Here is a 17,414-nt window from a genome sequence, read left to right as displayed (position 1 = left end):
TAAAATTAGAGTTTTGGACCAGCGTTTGAGAAATCAGAATCTGGTGTAATGTATTTTTTGAAGTTTTCGATGAACATCTCTGCCAATTCATCGCGCGTAGCATCATACAAGCTTTTATCAACCCATGTATTGACTGGATTTAAAATTTCTGTTGGAACACCTGCTAGGCATTTAGGGACTTCGATATTAAAGACAGGGATTTTTTCAAAATCGCAATCATTAATACTACCATCCAAAATAGCGTTAATACACGCGCGAGTTGCTTTAATACTCATACGTTTACCCACACCATAGCTTCCGCCACTCCAGCCAGTATTGACTAAATAAACATCCACATTGTGTTTTGCAATTTTTTCACCCAAAAGCTTAGCATACACAGTTGGATGAAGGGGTAAGAATGCCTCACCAAAACATGCACTAAAGGTTGCAACAGGTTCGGTAATCCCACGTTCTGTTCCCGCAACTTTTGCCGTATAACCACTCAAGAAATAATACATTGCTTGTTCTTTTGTGAGTTTTGAAACAGGAGGTAAAACACCAAAAGCATCCGCGCTTAGGAAAATAATCTTTTTTGGATGTCCAGCTTGAAGTGAAGTTTCATGGTTGTCAATATGGTAAATAGGGTAAGAGACACGCGTGTTCTCTGTTTTAGAAGCGTCAGCATAATCAACAACACCTTTTTCGTCAATGACAACGTTTTCTAAAAGAGCGTCTTTTTTAATAGCCCCAAAAATTTCTGGTTCGCTACTTGGATCAAGATTGATACATTTGGCATAACATCCACCTTCAAAATTGAAGATACCTTCATCGTCCCAACCGTGTTCATCATCGCCAATTAATTTTCGTTTTGGATCGGTTGAAAGTGTTGTTTTTCCTGTACCGGAAAGACCAAAGAATAGAGCTGTATCTCCTTTTGCACCCACGTTAGCAGAACAATGCATGGAGAGTTTACCCTCTAATGGTAACCAGTAATTCATCATAGAGAAAATACCTTTTTTAATCTCGCCACCGTACCATGTACCACCAATAATAGCGATATTCTCTTCGACATTAAACACAACAAAAACATCGGAATGAAGCTCATGCTTTTTATAATCGTCATTGACAATTTTACACGCATTGTAGAGGACAAAATCAGGTTTAAAAGAGGCAAGTTCTTCGTCGCTTGGGCGAATAAACATGTTTTTTACGAAATGGGCTTGCCATGCAATCTCCGTTACAACACGAATACTTTTACGGCTTTCTAAACTTCCACCACTGTACGCATCTTGAATATAAATATCTTTACCAGAGAGTTGCTTTTTGACTTTGTCGAAAAGTTCGTTAAATACTTCTTTACTGACCTTATGGTTCATTTTGCCCCAAGAAATGTACTTATTAGAAGGTTCTTGATCGACAAAATATTTATCTTTTGGGCTACGACCTGTAAAAATACCTGTATCTACACTGAAAGTACCATTATGGGTGAGGCGGCCTTCATTATTTTTCACTTCATGTTCCAATAATTCATCATAGCCTAAATTGTAGTAAATCTTGCCCATATTGGTTAATCCCAACTTTTCTACTTCATTAATCTTCGACATAACTTTTGTATCCTCAAAACGTTTATTTAAAAATGGAGAGCAACACACCTGCTGCAACCGCAGAGCCAATGACACCTGCAACATTTGGACCCATCGCATGCATTAAGAGCATATTGGTAGGGTCTTCTTTCATACCTTCTTTATTTGAAACCCTCGCTGCCATTGGTACAGCACTTACGCCTGCTGATCCAATCAACGGATTCACTTTATGTTTACTAAATTTATTCATAATTTTTGCCATAATCACACCGCCAGCAGTACCCGTAGCAAAAGCGGCCAAACCAAGCACCAAAATTCCTAACGTTTCAGGAACTAAAAATTTTTCTGCGGCTAATTTTGAGCCAACAGAAAGACCAAGAAAGATGGTGACAATATTAATTAAAGCATTTTCCATTGTGTCAGAAAGTCTTTTAACAACACCTGATTCACGCGCTAAATTACCAAAGGAGAGTGCGCCAATCAGCGGCGTTGCATCCGGTAAAATTAAAATACATAACACCATAATAGAAATAGGAAAAATAATTTTTTCGAGTTTTGAAACTTCACGAAGCTGTTCCATTTTAATTTGGCGCTCAGCTTTTGTTGTGAGTGCACGCATAATAGGTGGTTGAATAATAGGAACAAGGGCCATATAAGAATAAGCTGCCACAGCAATGGCACCCAATAAATCAGGTGCGAGTCTTGTTGCCACGAAAATCGATGTAGGGCCATCCGCACCACCAATAATACCGATAGCACATGCATCTTTCAATGAAAAATTAATAATACCCGTATATTCGGTCAAAATAGCCGCACCGACGATGGTTCCAAAAATACCAAGTTGAGCTGCGCCACCAAGAAGAGCCGTTTTGGGATTGGCCAAAAGAGGTCCAAAATCCGTCATCGCTCCAACACCCATAAAAATGAGTAATGGGAAGAGTCCTGAGCTAATTCCCATATTAAATAATATTCCTAAAAACCCTTCAGGTCCTGCAATGTCTGCCACAGGAATATTGGCTAAGAATCCACCAAAAGCGATAGGAATCAGCAATAGTGGTTCAAATCCTTTAGAAATAGCCAGATAAAAAAGTAAAAAACAGATGGCCATCATAATAACGCGACCCGCACCTTGGTTGAATTTAGAAACAGGAATACCGTGCGACATTAATCCCTCTTGGGGGTTGATCATCGCATTGATACCTGTTGATTCGTACAATGAACCAAAAAGCTCTGCTACACTTTTAGATTTATAATCTTGATTTAAATTTTCCTTAGCGACATCACTGGCATTCAGCGTTGTTGCAAATGCCACGAGACCCAAGAAAAACATGATAGATAAAATATATTTCTTCATGCGGCTCCTTCTCAAAGAATGACAAGGACTTGGCCATTAACTACCGTATCACCTTGTTTCACTTTAACCATACTCACGATACCATCTTGTGGTGCCGCAACTTCAATTTCCATCTTCATCGCTTCAATCACGATGACCGGCTGACCTTTCGCAACACGGTCACCCGCATTGACAAGCACTTTAAAAATAGAACCTGGTAATCCAGCTTTAACTTCTAATCCATTTGAAGATGATGCCGTTGTAGCAGTCGTTGAGGAGGTTTCTGCAAAACCTTCTTCACAACCCTCTTGCACCTCAATATCATAAATTTCACCATTGACCAAAAGAACACTGCTGTTTTCTTCTGATTTGACGTGATATTTTTGACCATTGACCGTCACGGTATATTCGTTTCCGCCAAGAGCGACCACTTCTTCTTTAGCCGGGCTAATTTTTCTTACATTAATTTTTGCTTCGCCTTTTAAGAACGCAACACCTTTTTCTTTACATGCGGCTGCAATAAAGAGGTTTTCATCGGTTACAGGAATGTTTTCTTTTTCAAGAGTTTGTTTTACATGTAAAAGTGATTTTGCGTCATCTTCGTCTGCAAGGTCCATTGCATTGCGTGTTGTTGGTGCTAATTTAAGCTGTGCGCTTGCGAGGGCAACAACATCGCTATCAGGTGTAACGGGTGTTTTACCAAAATAGCCCAAGACCATTTTGCCATAACCATCCGCAATTTTTTTCCATGGTCCAAACATAACGTTGTTAAATGCTTGTTGAAAATAAAATTGTGAAACAGGTGTAACGCTGGTACCGTAACCACCTTTTTCAACTACTTCACGCATTGCTTTAATGACTTCTGGAAATTTATGAAGGATATTGTTATCACGTAACATTTGAGTATTTGCAGTTAAAGCACCGCCTGGCATTGGGGAGAAAGGAATAAGAGGAGAAACTTGTACCGCTTCTGGCGGCATGAAATAATCTTTTAAACAATCTTGAAGCACTTCCTCATACGTTAGAATCTTCTCAAGGTCTAATCCGCCAAGATCAAACGCTTTACCTTTTGTCGCATGAAGCATCGTTAAAATGTCAGGTTGAGAAGTACCGCCACTTACAGGTGATGCCGCAAGGTCAATACCATCAATACCTGCTTCAAGTGCTGCTAAATAACAGGCGACACTTACACCCGCTGTCTCATGCGTATGCAGACGTAAATGCGTTCCTTCTGGAACAAGTTTACGTGCCATTTTAATCGTTTCGTACACTTTTTGAGGACTTGAAGTACCGCTGGCATCTTTAAAACAAATACTATGATACGGAATACCCGAATCCAAAATAGCACGCAATGTTTTCTCATAAAACGCTACATCATGCGCACCCACACAATGCGGTGGTAAATCCATCATTGTGACAACAATTTCATGTTTTAAACCATGATGGACAATGCGCTCTCCACTGTATTTAAGATTTTCGACATCGTTGAGTGCATCAAAGTTACGGATAGTTGTTGTACCGTGTTTTTTAAACATTTTGGCATGCAAGTCAATCAAATCACGATTGCCGGTATCGAGCATGACGGTATTTACGCCACGCGCCAATGTTTGAAGATTTGCATCAGGACCTGCAATTTCGCGAAATTTATCCATCATGGTAAAAGCATCTTCATTCAAATAAAAATACAAACTTTGAAAACGTGCTCCTCCACCAAATTCAAAATGACTAATGCCTGCCTCACGTGCTGCGGCCACTGCGGGAAGAAAATCATCCATTAAAACGCGTCCGCCAAAAACTGATTGAAACCCATCTCTAAACGTCGTATCCATCACATCGATGTATTTTTTAGCCATTTTACTTTGCCCTTTTTTCTATTTTGATTGATTGTGTGATTTAAGAGATGCAGCAATTGCTGCAACAACTGAGAAGTTATTCTTTTTTGATACTTCCTGACTGGCATAGCCAGTTGCTGTTAGTGTTTCCTCTTTTGGAGGAAAGTACTTCATAATGATTTTAGCCTGAATGCTAAGAACAACCACCATCAATGCTAAAAACATGAATACTGTGGACATACCAAGAACCAAGAATTTCAAGGCCTCCACTATCAAGTTAACTTCCATAGACGCAACCCTTTAAGTTTAAATTTAACTAAAAACAATAGCCCAAATTTTTGTATTTTATCATTTCTTTTATTAAATCAAACTCAGAGAAGGAAGAGAGAAGAGAGGAAAAATCCAGAGTACATCCACCTATAAAATAGAGATGGATGTACTGAGATCATAAGTTGTTTTTATAATGTTACGAGATGCAGCGTTCGACTAAATAAAAGATAGAGCGGTAATCTAACCCACTCTCTTCACTCAAGCCGATTTCACAGGTTTTACTGGTTGAAAATGCCAATTTTGTATCGGAGGGGATAGAAGATTTGAGATGGCGAAGGGCTGATTTGTTCAGTTCTGGAAACGTGAAGCCACGATCTCCTGCAAATCCACAGCACGTAATATCCGCAGGGATTGTTACTTTTGAACTACACATACGCGCTATTTTTTCAAACTTCTCAGCAAGCCCTGTTTTTCGCGTACTACATGTCGTATGAATTACAATGGGCTCATCAATTTGTTTAAACGTTACACGACCCACTAAATACTCTAAGATGAATTCAACGGTATCATGAACTTTCAGTTCATCTCCAAAATTCTGTGCCATCGTCTTGCTACAAGGACTCATATCGCATAAAATGGGGTATTTTCCATTTTCACTAGCACGTTTAAGCGCCTCTTTGAGCTCATCTGATTTTTGCTTACCTTCTGTAACATACCCTTTACTTGAAAAAGGCATACCGCAACAAAGATTATCAATCTTTTGTGGGATAATGACATCGTAACCCGCTTTTTCTAAAATATCGATAATAACAACATCGAGTGTTCTCTCACCATTTTTCTCTTTTGGGTTCGCCATTGTTCTATTGATACAAGACGAGAAATAGACGACTTTATCTTGTGAATTTTTATTTTTCAAAACAGGCTTAAATGCTCTACCAGAAGGCAAACTCGCCGACCACAAGGGGAGTTTATTGGCGGTAATACTTCGAAGCCCTAGACTCATGCCTTTCATCACGCTATCAGGTATCAGCGCGTTCACACCTTTAACGGCACTCAAGGCAACACGTCCTGTACTTAAAACACCTTCGTAGTGATTGGCGATAAAACCTGCAACACTGTGGCCTAAAGCACCTATTTGTTTAGAGCGCAATTTTTTTGTAAGTGAGCCTGTATCAATTCCAACAGGACACAATAAAGAACAAAGTGAACAGGTTGCGCACGTTTCTACACCATCGTATTGATACAAGGCTTTGAGTTCATTCAGTGCTTCAACATCATTTTGTAGCTCGAGTGTCTTCATATAGCGATTTGCAACAATGCGTTGGCGAGGAGTCAATGTTAAAAAATTGGATGGACAAGCAGGTTCACAAAAACCACATTCGATACATTTATCGATATACGCATCTGTTGCTGGCATTGATTTAAAATTTTTCAAATGCGCTTTAGGGTCTGCATTGATGATGACGCCAGGGTTAATAAGCCCTTTTGGATCAAAAATCGCTTTAATCTCTTGCATAAGACTATACGCTTCTTGACCCCATTCTAACTCAACAAATGGAGCCATATTGCGCCCTGTTCCATGCTCTGCTTTCAAGCTTCCTTGATATTTTGTCGCAACTTGTTCTGCCACTTCTTGCATAAATGCTTCATAACGTTTGACCTCAGCCTCATCATCGAAAGCTTGCGTAAAGACAAAGTGTAAGTTGCCATCAAGGGCATGTCCAAAAATAATCGCTTCGTTATATCCATATTTGACAAATAACGCTTGTAACTCTAATGTTGCATCTGCAAGCGATTCAATGGGATAAGCCACATCTTCAATAATAACCGTTGTACCACTTTCGCGCACGGCACCTACGGCAGGGAAAAGTCCTTTACGAATTTTCCAATATTTGGTGTATTCATACACATCTTTCGTAAAATGCAATGGGAGCTCAGGTTCGATATGTGCTAGTTTTTCAAGAATGATTGTAATATTGTTCTCTAAAAGTTCATCATTAGCGGCCCTACTCTCAACTAATACCGCTGTGGCCGTAGGACTTAGCGTCTTAAGAAACGTTGGCATACCCTCTTGGTCTTCAACGCTTTTAAGTCCCGCTCTATCCATCATTTCAGCGGCAGCGACATTCTCTTTGCATTGTGTTTTTAAAACGATGACAGCATCACAGGCATCTTTGATGGTTTTAAAAATCATCAAAGCGCTGGCTTTATCTTTATATTCTGGAACGGTTTTAAAAGTGATTTCTTTGATAAAACCAAGGGTTCCTTCACTACCAATCATTAAATGTGAAATAACATCAATAGGGTCTTCAAAATCAACTAATGCGTTCAAACTATACCCACAGGTATTTTTAATTTTGAATTTGCGAACAATTTTTTCATAAAGTTCAGGCGTATTTTTTGCACGTTTAGCCAAAGCATCAATGCGTTCAATTAAAGATGCATGCGATGCTTGGAATGCTGCAATGCTCTCTTTCGAAGCAGTATCCAGCTCGCTACCATCGTGAAAAATGATTTTCATAGACTCTAAGGTTTTATAGGAGTTATCGGTTGTTCCACAGCACATACCACTCGCATTATTGGCTGCAATTCCACCAATCATCGCTGAACCGATACTTGCAGGGTCTGGACCTATTTTTTTACCATACGGAAGCAAATAAGCGTTCGCATCCGCTCCCACAACAGAAGGTTGCAATGTGATGTGACTGATGTCGGCATTAACGTTGATTTTTTTCCAATCGCGAGAGGTGACAAGTAAAATCGAATCCGTAATGGCTTGTCCCGACAAGCTTGTACCTGCAGCTCTGAAAACAACGGGTAAGTTCAAAGAAGAGGACGTTTTTAAAATGCGACTGACTTCATCAGCATTATTAACCCAAACGACAACCTTTGGAATTAAGCGATAAAATGAAGCATCCGTACCATAAGCAATCGTATGCAATGGATCCGTAAAAATACGTGATTCTGGAATAAAATTGATGATTTCCTTATAGAAATCAAGATAGTTACCACTCAGTGTCATCGAGTATCCTTCTGTGAATTTTCTTTAGTCTAACAAGAAGGCATAAAAAACATATGATATTTTAAGAAAATCTTTTTTACATGTAAAAAAAAAGTAAAAAAGTTACACGTTTTACATGTAACTTTTTTTGAAGGAAAAATCGCTATTTTAGCATCATCTCCACACCATAAAATTCTGGATAAATGGCAAACATGGCTAAGACTAAAATTTGTAAAAGAATAAAAGGTACAACCCCTTTATAAATGTGCAAAGTCGTTACATTTGGAGGGGCAACACCTCTTAAATAAAAGAGACTAAATCCAAAAGGAGGCGTTAAAAACGATGTTTGCAGATTGAGTGCAATGAGCAATGCATACCACACAGGATTGAAGCCTAACCCTTCAGCAATCGGTGCTAGAATAGGGACAATAATATAGGAAATTTCCACAAAATCAATAAAAAATCCTAATGTCATAATCGCAAGCATCGACACAACAATAAATCCCCATTTATCCCCAGGTAAGTTACGCATAATTTCTTCAATGATTTCATCGCCGCCGGTATAAGAAAAGACCATTGAAAAAGCGGTTGCACCAATTAAAATTGCAAAAACCATCGCCGTCGCGCGCACTGTTTCCAAAGAAGCTTCATGAATCATTTTAAACGAAAACGATTTGTATATCCATGCTAAAAGCATAGCACCGATACACCCTACCGCAGAAGATTCTGTAGGTGTAGCAATTCCTTCAAAGATAGAACCCAACACCAGCATAATTAAAATAAGAGGCGGTAAAATTGCTTTCAGGGCAATCCAAATTTGGTGTAATTTACTTGCCGTTATTTCATTTTTTGGAATCGCAGGTGCCATGTCTTTTTTAAGATATGACGCAATAGCAATATAGATAATATAGAGTGCCACGAGTGTTAGTCCAGGCCAAAAAGCACCTTCAAAAAGATCACCCACAGGCTGCTGAAACACATCGCCTAAAATAATTAAAACAACCGATGGCGGAATAATTTGACCTAAAGTCCCTGATGCACAAATCGTGCCGCATGCCAATGATTTTGAATAATTGTATTTCATCATTACTGGTAATGAAATAACACCCATTGCGACAACACTTGCGCCTACAACACCTGTTGAAGCAGCCAAAAGTGCACCAACTAAAACCGTACTGATAGCAAGTCCTCCACGAATTTCGCCAAACAAAAATCCCATAGCTTCGAGCAATCTCTCTGCTAATCTTGATTTTTGCAAAATAATACCCATTAAAATAAACATCGGTACAGCGATAAGAATCGTATTGTTCATAATGGCCCAAATACGATGCGGCATAAACGCAAACATATTGGAACCAATTTCCAAACCTTCTATTAAGGTACCACCATCACCTAAAGATTCAACGACACCTGCTATCAAACCAAAAATAACCGAAACTGCGCCAAACGTAAAAGCGACAGGAAATCCAATCAGTAGCATGAGCATACCGACGAAGAACATAATGATTCCGATCATATGATATTCTCCTTATGCTCTTCACTCTTATGAATACCACGATAAACATTGACATTTTTAATGACAAATCCTGTAGCAATGAAAATAAGCAACCAAAAGGACAAAGGAATAAACGCTTTAAGAATCCAACGATGGGTTAATCCACCTGGATCGCCACTGATTTCATGCGTATTAAATGACTCCATAACAAATCCAACAGAGCCCAAGGCAACCAATAAGGCAATCGGTGTGATGAAAAGAAATGCTCCGATGATATTGACCAATGCTTTCTTTTTATCACTCCATTTGGCATATAACACATCAACGCGAACATGTGAATCTTCTTTGAGGGCATAAGACATACCGAGTAAAATAATGACAGAAAAAAGATGCCACTCCATCTCTTGCAATGCAATAGAGCCACTTTTAAAAAGATAACGCATAAAAACATCGTAAAAGATATTAAGCATCATCGCAATCATCAAAAATGAACAGAGATGACCAATGGCATCGCTGATCATATCAAACCATTTTTCGAGCTTAACAAGCATAAAAATCCTTTGTATATAAATGCGAAAAGACAACTAAATACGCTAGACGTACTTAATTGTCTTTTAGAATTATAGTGTATTGCCCTTTAAAAAAAGGACAATACACTATTGTGTCTATTGATTATCTCGGATATAAGCATACTCACCAATCAGCGTCCATGCTCGCGCTTTTTTCATATACGCTTGTTGTGACTCAACAATCTCTTTAAACTCAGGACTCTTCTCGGATTCTTCCTTGACAAGTTCCGCATTGGCTTGACGCATCGCATCCATTACAGGTTTTGGAAACGTCTTAATCTTGATATTGGGATATTCGGTTTGAATTTTTGACCAAGCCGTTGCACTCATATCAATATTTTGAATCAACATATCGTATGCAGCTAACCGCATTGCCGTTCGTAGAATTTCCTTATTCTTGTGGGAAAGGCTATCGAATTTCGTTTTATTAACGATAAATTGCAATTCTGTCGCGGGTTCATGCCATCCTGTATAGTAATAAGGTGCTATTTTATGGAAACCCATACTAATATCCATACCAGGTCCAACCCACTCTAGTGCATCAATCGTTCCACGCTCTAATGCCGTATAAAGCTCACCAGGAGCAATATTTGTCACAGCACATCCAAGTTTTGCCATAATTTCACCCGCAAAACCAGGAATTCTCATCTTAAGTCCCTTAAGATCGTCCACGGTATTGATCTCTTTGCGGAACCATCCACCCATTTGAACACCGGTGTTACCACCAGGGAAGGAGTAAACACCATGTTTTTCATAAGCTTTTTGCATCAAGTCCATGCCACCACCGTAATAGAACCATGCATATTGTTCTAATGCATTCATACCAAATGGCATTGTCGTAAAAAGGAGTAACACAGGGTCTTTACCTTTCCAATAGTACGAAGCAGAATGTGCCATATCGTACTGTCCTAACTTGACCATATCTAAGACACCAAATGCAGACTTATGCTTATTAACAGCATCAACTTTGATCTTAAAATCACCTCCACTCATCTCTTCGACCATTTTCGCCATGTTTTCAACAGCGTTCGTAAACGGTGGAAATGTAGCATTCCAAGAAGTTGCCAACTTCCATGTTACTTTATCACTTGCTGCATTTGCAGATACCATCAACAAACAGATAAGCGCTAAATGACCCAGAACTTTTTTAGCAGAAAGCTTCATTCGAACTCCTTTAAAATGTTAAACTCGACCAAATCATAGGATAGTGTGTATAAATTTTTCATTTATACAAACAACGAGTTTTTACATGTAAGAACGTTCTAATAATAAGACAAAATTTGTGTTACTTATGGTAACTGATTAGAAGCGTAAAATATAGCCGACATCCACAACGGTTTCTATACATTCAAAGGGGATTTTTTTTCGAAGTCTTCGCATTAGGGAACGAATGGAGTCAAGACTCGCAAAATTGCCTTCCCATACCATGGCTTGAATTTTATCAAATGAGACAACTTTTCCTTTTTCGCTGATTAAAATATTGAGTAAAAGTTTCTCTTTTCTCGAAAGATGTTCTTCATAATCTCCAATTTTTAAGAGACTGGTTTGGAAATCGAAGTGACAATTTTCACCAAGACTGACAATATCATGGCGAATATTACACAATTTTTCAATTTTTATTTCTAATTCATCAATGAAAAAAGGCTTTTTGATAAAATCGTTACACCCATAATTATAAGCATCTTTAATCACTTCAAGTTCGACACTTGAGCTAATAATAATCACCGGTGTTTCGTGATAAAAATCACGAATTTTTTTGAGGATTTCAATACCATCAACGGTAGGGACATTAATATCTAAAATAAAACAGGCATACCCATTATCAAGTGATTCGTCTGCCATTTTGCCATCAATAAAAGCATCAACATCGTATCCTTTGGCTTCAAGTCTCTTGACGATTGTCGCATTGAGCCTTGCATTGTCTTCTAAAAGCAAAATTTTCATTTCAAGCCTTTCATTGTATAGCATTTGGTACTAATATTGTAAATTCTACTTTGTTAATACCACTGTTTTGAACACGTATTGTTCCGCCCATTTTATCTTCAATAATCATTTTTGCCATATAAAGACCTAGCCCCGTTCCATTTTTGCTGGTCGTAAAATAGGGATCAAAAATAAAGCCGATAATCTTCTCTGGAATGATGCCACCATCATCGCTAATCACAATTTTTGTACGCGTTATTTCTTTGTCTAACTCAATCATGATCCGCTCACCTTTGCGGGTCTTTGTCAATTTATTTTTAGCATTATTGATAACATTGAGTAAAACTTGTTTAAACTCATTTTCATACCCATAAACCGGAAAACTATCAACATCTTTTAAATATACCACACTCAGGTCAATATGTGCATAAAAAATTTGTCTGCCAATAATTTCTAATACCTCTAATAAAGCTTTCTTTGCGCAGAAAAGTGTTTTTCGTGTCGAAGGCTTTAAAAAATTCCTGAAATCTTTGAGCGTTTGGGACATATACTGAATCTGGATAATAGCATCCCGCACAAACTCTTTCATTTTAGGTCCGTCCATTTCTCCGCTATTAAAACAAAATTCCATATCTTGCATAATAGCAGACAATTCAACCAAAGGTTCATTCCATTGGTGCGCCACACCGGCTATCATCTCTCCCATCTCTGTTAATTTTGACTGTTGAATTAAAAATTGTTGATGTTGCATACGCTCCGTTATATCATCCATAATACAAACGATACCACCGACACTGCCATCAATGTTCGTATACACAGCCTTGTTTAGCGCAAATAATCTTGCACGTTTTTGAGGAAAATGGAGCATTAATTCAAATGTTCCTGAGCTTTTATTGGCCAATAAATCCAAATCATTTTTACGTCGCTCTTCCGCCCACTCTTTTGGAAAAAAATCAAATGCCGTTTTGCCTATCATCTCTTCCTTGCTGTGATCATACAGCTTTGCAAAAGAGACATTACTCCCTATATATTCGCCTGCAACATTGGTATAATAAATTGGATTGGGAATGGTATCGAGAAGGACTTTATTAAACTCAAGCTGGTTTTTTAATGCTAACTCACTCTGTTTTCGAATACGAACATTTTGCATTAAGAAAACAACCACCATACAAATAGCGCTTAAAATGGCTATCACAAGCCAAACGTAATGTTTATACTCTTCATAAAAAGAGAACGGTTTATTGATTATTTCATAAGATTTAATGGATGGAGAGATATCAATTCGATGAGACTTCAACTCTTTATAATCAAAAATATAACGATTAGGGCTGGTTTCGACGATGGGAATATTGTGAGGGTCTTTACCGGCAAGTATTTGATTCACTATTTTTGAAGCAGCCTCTGCTTGCGATATGGCACTGGTTAGAAAGCCACCAACTATTCCATAGTCTAAATAAAAATCCCACAGTCCATAAATTGGAATATTTGTAATTTTCCTAATCTGTTGTAAATTGTCTTTATACGTAAAAAACTTGCCTGTTTTATCTTTAAAGAGAAGAACCCATAAAATAGCACTATGATTGCTCAGTTCTTTCGTTTTTGCGGCAATTTCATCCATATCCATACTATTAACATACTCTATAGCCGTCTTGTTTTTGTATTTTGGCATAATCGCATCGATTTGGTGCCTAATAGCATCACCGGTAATGGACTGTTCGTTAATGATTAAAATTTTATCGAGCTGTGGGTCTAATGACAGAATCAAATCAATATTTTTTTCGATATCAACATTTTCCACGACACCACTAACATTTTTTATCCCTTCAATCATGCTAGGTTCAAAGTTATTAATTCCTAAGAAAACAATAGGTGAATGGGAAAAGAGCTCTTCGTAGTGTAATTTTACAAAGTCTAATGCACTATTATCGGCAACAATAACAACATCAAATTTATAATGTTTAAATCGCTCTTTATAGTAGAGATAAAAGGAATTTAAGTATTCTGGGGTATCTACTCTTTTCGTATCCATATAGACGGTTGATAAAAACATATTATCATGTTCTGAAAAATTTTTTTCAATAACTTTTGATATATCATCGCTCCATTTATACCCTTTATGATACGATTGAATCAATAATATATCTTTAGGAGATTGTTGCGCTTGTTGCGTTGCAAATAGCAAAGTAACACTCACTCCTAGTAAAAAAAGAAGTTTTTTCATCTATAAAATGGAGTAATTAAATAATAAAGAAGTTTTTTGGATTCTTGATAATGGCGCTATGTTCCGCAATCGCTTCATCAGCCATATTATAGCGTTCATTGAAAATGGGGTGGTGAAATTGAACTTCATCGTTTAATATTTCAAATACCATTGTTTCATACACTACTTTTTGAGTATCACCTTCAAAAAATGAGTGTCGAACATGCATACTGATAGTTGAAATTAAAAACTCTCGATTATCAATTTTTAAAATATTTTTTAACTCTAATTCTCTCATTGATTTCCTTTTGCATAGAATTGAAAAATAAAAAGTGATACTAACATAATTCAACATTAGATTTAATAAAAGTTAAGAAATGAAAAAAAGTGAAAGAATAAAATGGTGCGGACGGGGGGATTTGAACCCCCACACACGTAGTGCGCTACCACCTCAAGGTAGTGTGTCTACCGTTCCACCACGTCCGCATAGATAAAGAGAGAAGAGGTCAAAAGACCTCTTTATTTTTTGTGTTAGTAATTAACCAAGAAATGGATTTTTGTAAAGAAGGATTAATGAAATTACAAGTGCGTAAATAACTTGTGCTTCAATCATCGCAAGAGCAATAAACATCGTTGTTACAAGTTTACCACCAAGACCTGGATTTCTAGCTGTTCCAGAAATTGCAGAAGATGCAGTATTTCCCATACCGATTGCACCACCAAGTGCAGCAAGACCTAATACGATACCTACAGCTAGTGCTGAATATGCTTTAACTGTTTCGCCCTCACCTGCAAACGCTAACGTTGCAAATGCTACCATTAAAAAAAGAATCTTTTTCACAGATTTCTCCTGATTGTTTTTCAAAGTCTGTTCGGATATAATCCCTACTTTCCACTTTGTGAGCGAGATTATACCCATCTAATTGTTAAAAAGCCTTTAAAATTATCTTACAAGTTCCAGTTCGATTTTATTGCCCGCTTGTTTTAAAATTTTGACACGTACTTTTTGCTCCAAAGCAAGATAATCACTGACTTTATCGACACGATGATCTGCAATTTTAGATACATGTAAAAGGCCATCAATACCGCCTGGTAGTTCTATAAAAGCACCAAAATCTACAATTCGTTTTACAGTTCCATCGACAACTTCATCTTGCACAAACGTTGGAATTGGCTTCTCTTCTCTAGGTGCACTGTGCTTGTCACCACGATCTCTGCCATGTCCACCACGTCCACCAAAGGAAGGTTTATTAGTGATTTGAATAATATGTTCTTTCGCAGCATCAACTTTTTCTTTATTTTCACCAGCGATTTTAACTTCACCTTTTTCACGATCTAAATCAATCGAAACTTCAAATTTTTCAATAATTTCTTTGATGGTTTTACCCGCTTGACCAATAATATCTACAATTTTAGAAGGATCAACACTAAAAAGTTCCAGTTTAGGTAAAACAGCATTATTGACAACAATTTCTTTCTCAGCTTCTTCCATAATACCTAGGATATGAGCACGCCCTTCTTTGGCTTGATACAAGGCTTCTTTCAGGACATCTCGAGAGATACCACCTAATTTGATATCCATTTGTAATGCAGTGATACCTTCACGTGTTCCTGCAACTTTAAAATCCATATCGCCATCATGGTCTTCTAATCCCATAATATCACTTAAAACAGCATGTTTATCGCCTTCAAAAACCAATCCCATCGCAATACCAGCAACAAGTTTTTCTGTTGTCACACCCGCTGCTCGTAAAGCCAATGCACCACCACAAATGGTTGCCATAGAAGATGAACCATTAGATTCTAAAATTTCAGAAACAAGGCGAATGGTTTGAAGTTTGTTGATATCCACAACAGGCTCTAATGCGCGACGTGCAAGGTTACCATGTCCTAATTCTCTTCTGCCTGGTGCACGAAGGGGTCCAGCTTCTCCCACCGAAAAACCTGGAAAGTTATAATTCACCATAAAAGAATCGCTCACACTTCCTTTTTCAGTCAAAAGGTCATACATCTGAGCATCTTTATCGCCTCCAAGTGTTGCAATAACCAACGCTTGAGTTTGCCCTCTCGTAAAAAGACAAGAACCGTGTGCAAGAGGAAGAATATTTGTTTCAATACTAATAGGTCGTACTTCATTGAGTTTTCGACCATCCGCACGTACTCTTTTTTCAACAATCATTTCACGGACAATTTTCTTTTTATACGCACCTAATACACTATCCACTAACTCTTTACTCCAGCCTTCTAGTGTTGCTACATCATCTTTTAAAACTTTGCCTGCAATTTTACTGAGTTCATTAGCGCGTTCGCTTTTTGCCATTTGGCTAATCGCATTGTAAACTTCTTCTTTATAAAATTCATCAATATAGGCGAAAATTGAATCGCTGGCTAAATCTTCTTTATAATCTAAAACAGCATCTTCTTTTTTCAGTGGTTTAAATACATTTTCATACGCGGTTGTAGCTTCTGTAATGGCACTTTGCGCTTTATCAATAGCTGCGACAATCGCATCTTCATCGAACTCATTGACGGATTGCTTAGCAATAACACTTTCAGCAAGAGTTGGGTCAAGCATTGGATCAATCGCCATAACAGGTAAACTGAGTGTTTCCATAGAGGCAATTGAGCGCATTTCTATCATAAGAAGCTCTTCTTTTGTACCGGCAACATATAAATCAAGTTTACTGGTTTTAAGCTCAGAATTTGTTGGATTAACAACATATTCACCATTAATATAACCTACACGCACACCTGCAACAGCTTTATTCACAGGAATATCAGAGAGGTAAAGAGCTGCACTAGCAGCATTGAGCGCTGCCACTTGTAAATCTACTTCAGAATCACAGCTCAGCACAAATACCGTAATTTGTGTTGGGTAAGCATACCCTTTTGGGAATAATGGTCTAAGGCTTCTATCAATGATTCGAGATGTCAAAGTCTCAAAATCACCAGGCTTTGTTTCACGTTTAATATATCCACCTGGAATTTTTCCAACAGCATAACTCTTTTCAACATATTGAACAGTTAGAGGGACAAAATTCTCGGCGACTTGATTGTCATCACGTGCAACGGTTGCCAAAATAACTGTATTTTTAATTTTTAATAATGCAGCACCTGCTGCTTGCTTAGCAACTTTCCCAAGATCATACGTCTCTTCTTGATTATTGACGCTTATTTTATATTCCACTCTTTTGCTCCTTATTGATAGTCCTAGCTATCATGTTTACAT

The 17,414-nt window shown here is 37.8% G+C and carries 13 protein-coding genes and 1 tRNA gene; all 14 read right to left on the bottom strand.

Features of this window, described 5'->3' with window-relative positions:
• Window positions 1-5 precede the first annotated feature (5 nt).
• Entirely contained in the window at window positions 6-1,574 is a 1,569-nt protein-coding gene (gene pckA / locus AC5SLP_RS02935; RefSeq protein ID WP_495253874.1) for a phosphoenolpyruvate carboxykinase (ATP), read from the bottom strand.
• 31 nt (window positions 1,575-1,605) lie between these two features.
• Window positions 1,606-2,916 (bottom strand): sodium ion-translocating decarboxylase subunit beta, encoded by a 1,311-nt coding sequence (locus tag AC5SLP_RS02930; RefSeq protein WP_495253627.1) that lies wholly within the window; start codon window positions 2,914-2,916, stop codon window positions 1,606-1,608.
• An 11-nt stretch (window positions 2,917-2,927) separates the two neighbouring features.
• Window positions 2,928-4,748, bottom strand: a complete 1,821-nt coding sequence (locus AC5SLP_RS02925; RefSeq protein WP_495253626.1) for a biotin/lipoyl-containing protein — start codon at window positions 4,746-4,748, stop codon at window positions 2,928-2,930.
• 18 nt (window positions 4,749-4,766) lie between these two features.
• Entirely contained in the window at window positions 4,767-5,015 is a 249-nt protein-coding gene (locus tag AC5SLP_RS02920) for an OadG family protein (RefSeq protein WP_495253625.1), read from the bottom strand.
• Between the two features lie 178 nt (window positions 5,016-5,193).
• Window positions 5,194-8,019: an FAD-binding and (Fe-S)-binding domain-containing protein gene (locus tag AC5SLP_RS02915; protein WP_495253624.1), complete on the bottom strand. Its 2,826-nt coding sequence runs from the start codon at window positions 8,017-8,019 to the stop codon at window positions 5,194-5,196.
• Between the two features lie 142 nt (window positions 8,020-8,161).
• Window positions 8,162-9,514, bottom strand: a complete 1,353-nt coding sequence (locus tag AC5SLP_RS02910; RefSeq protein ID WP_495253623.1) for a TRAP transporter large permease — start codon at window positions 9,512-9,514, stop codon at window positions 8,162-8,164.
• A complete protein-coding gene (locus AC5SLP_RS02905; protein WP_495253622.1) occupies window positions 9,511-10,044 on the bottom strand; it encodes a TRAP transporter small permease subunit in 534 nt (177 codons plus the stop codon). Before AC5SLP_RS02905 ends, AC5SLP_RS02910 begins: the two co-directional genes overlap by 4 nt.
• A gap of 114 nt (window positions 10,045-10,158) precedes the next feature.
• Window positions 10,159-11,226, bottom strand: a complete 1,068-nt coding sequence (locus AC5SLP_RS02900; RefSeq protein WP_495253621.1) for a TRAP transporter substrate-binding protein — start codon at window positions 11,224-11,226, stop codon at window positions 10,159-10,161.
• A 138-nt stretch (window positions 11,227-11,364) separates the two neighbouring features.
• Window positions 11,365-12,006 (bottom strand): response regulator transcription factor, encoded by a 642-nt coding sequence (locus AC5SLP_RS02895; RefSeq protein ID WP_495253620.1) that lies wholly within the window; start codon window positions 12,004-12,006, stop codon window positions 11,365-11,367.
• 10 nt (window positions 12,007-12,016) lie between these two features.
• Window positions 12,017-14,167, bottom strand: a complete 2,151-nt coding sequence (locus AC5SLP_RS02890; RefSeq protein WP_495253619.1) for a sensor histidine kinase — start codon at window positions 14,165-14,167, stop codon at window positions 12,017-12,019.
• Between the two features lie 55 nt (window positions 14,168-14,222).
• A complete protein-coding gene (locus AC5SLP_RS02885) occupies window positions 14,223-14,483 on the bottom strand; it encodes a hypothetical protein (RefSeq protein WP_495253618.1) in 261 nt (86 codons plus the stop codon).
• Between the two features lie 103 nt (window positions 14,484-14,586).
• Window positions 14,587-14,671: transfer RNA gene (locus tag AC5SLP_RS02880), tRNA-Leu, on the bottom strand.
• Between the two features lie 52 nt (window positions 14,672-14,723).
• Window positions 14,724-15,026 (bottom strand): F0F1 ATP synthase subunit C, encoded by a 303-nt coding sequence (locus AC5SLP_RS02875; protein ID WP_041956852.1) that lies wholly within the window; start codon window positions 15,024-15,026, stop codon window positions 14,724-14,726.
• A gap of 102 nt (window positions 15,027-15,128) precedes the next feature.
• Complete coding sequence (locus tag AC5SLP_RS02870) at window positions 15,129-17,372, bottom strand: polyribonucleotide nucleotidyltransferase (RefSeq protein ID WP_495253617.1); 2,244 nt, start codon at window positions 17,370-17,372, stop codon at window positions 15,129-15,131.
• Window positions 17,373-17,414 lie beyond the last annotated feature (42 nt).

It is taken from the genome of Sulfurospirillum sp. E15m (assembly GCF_059415145.1).
Note: the sequence above shows the minus strand (reverse complement) of the source record. Positions and strands in the feature narration are given on the sequence as shown.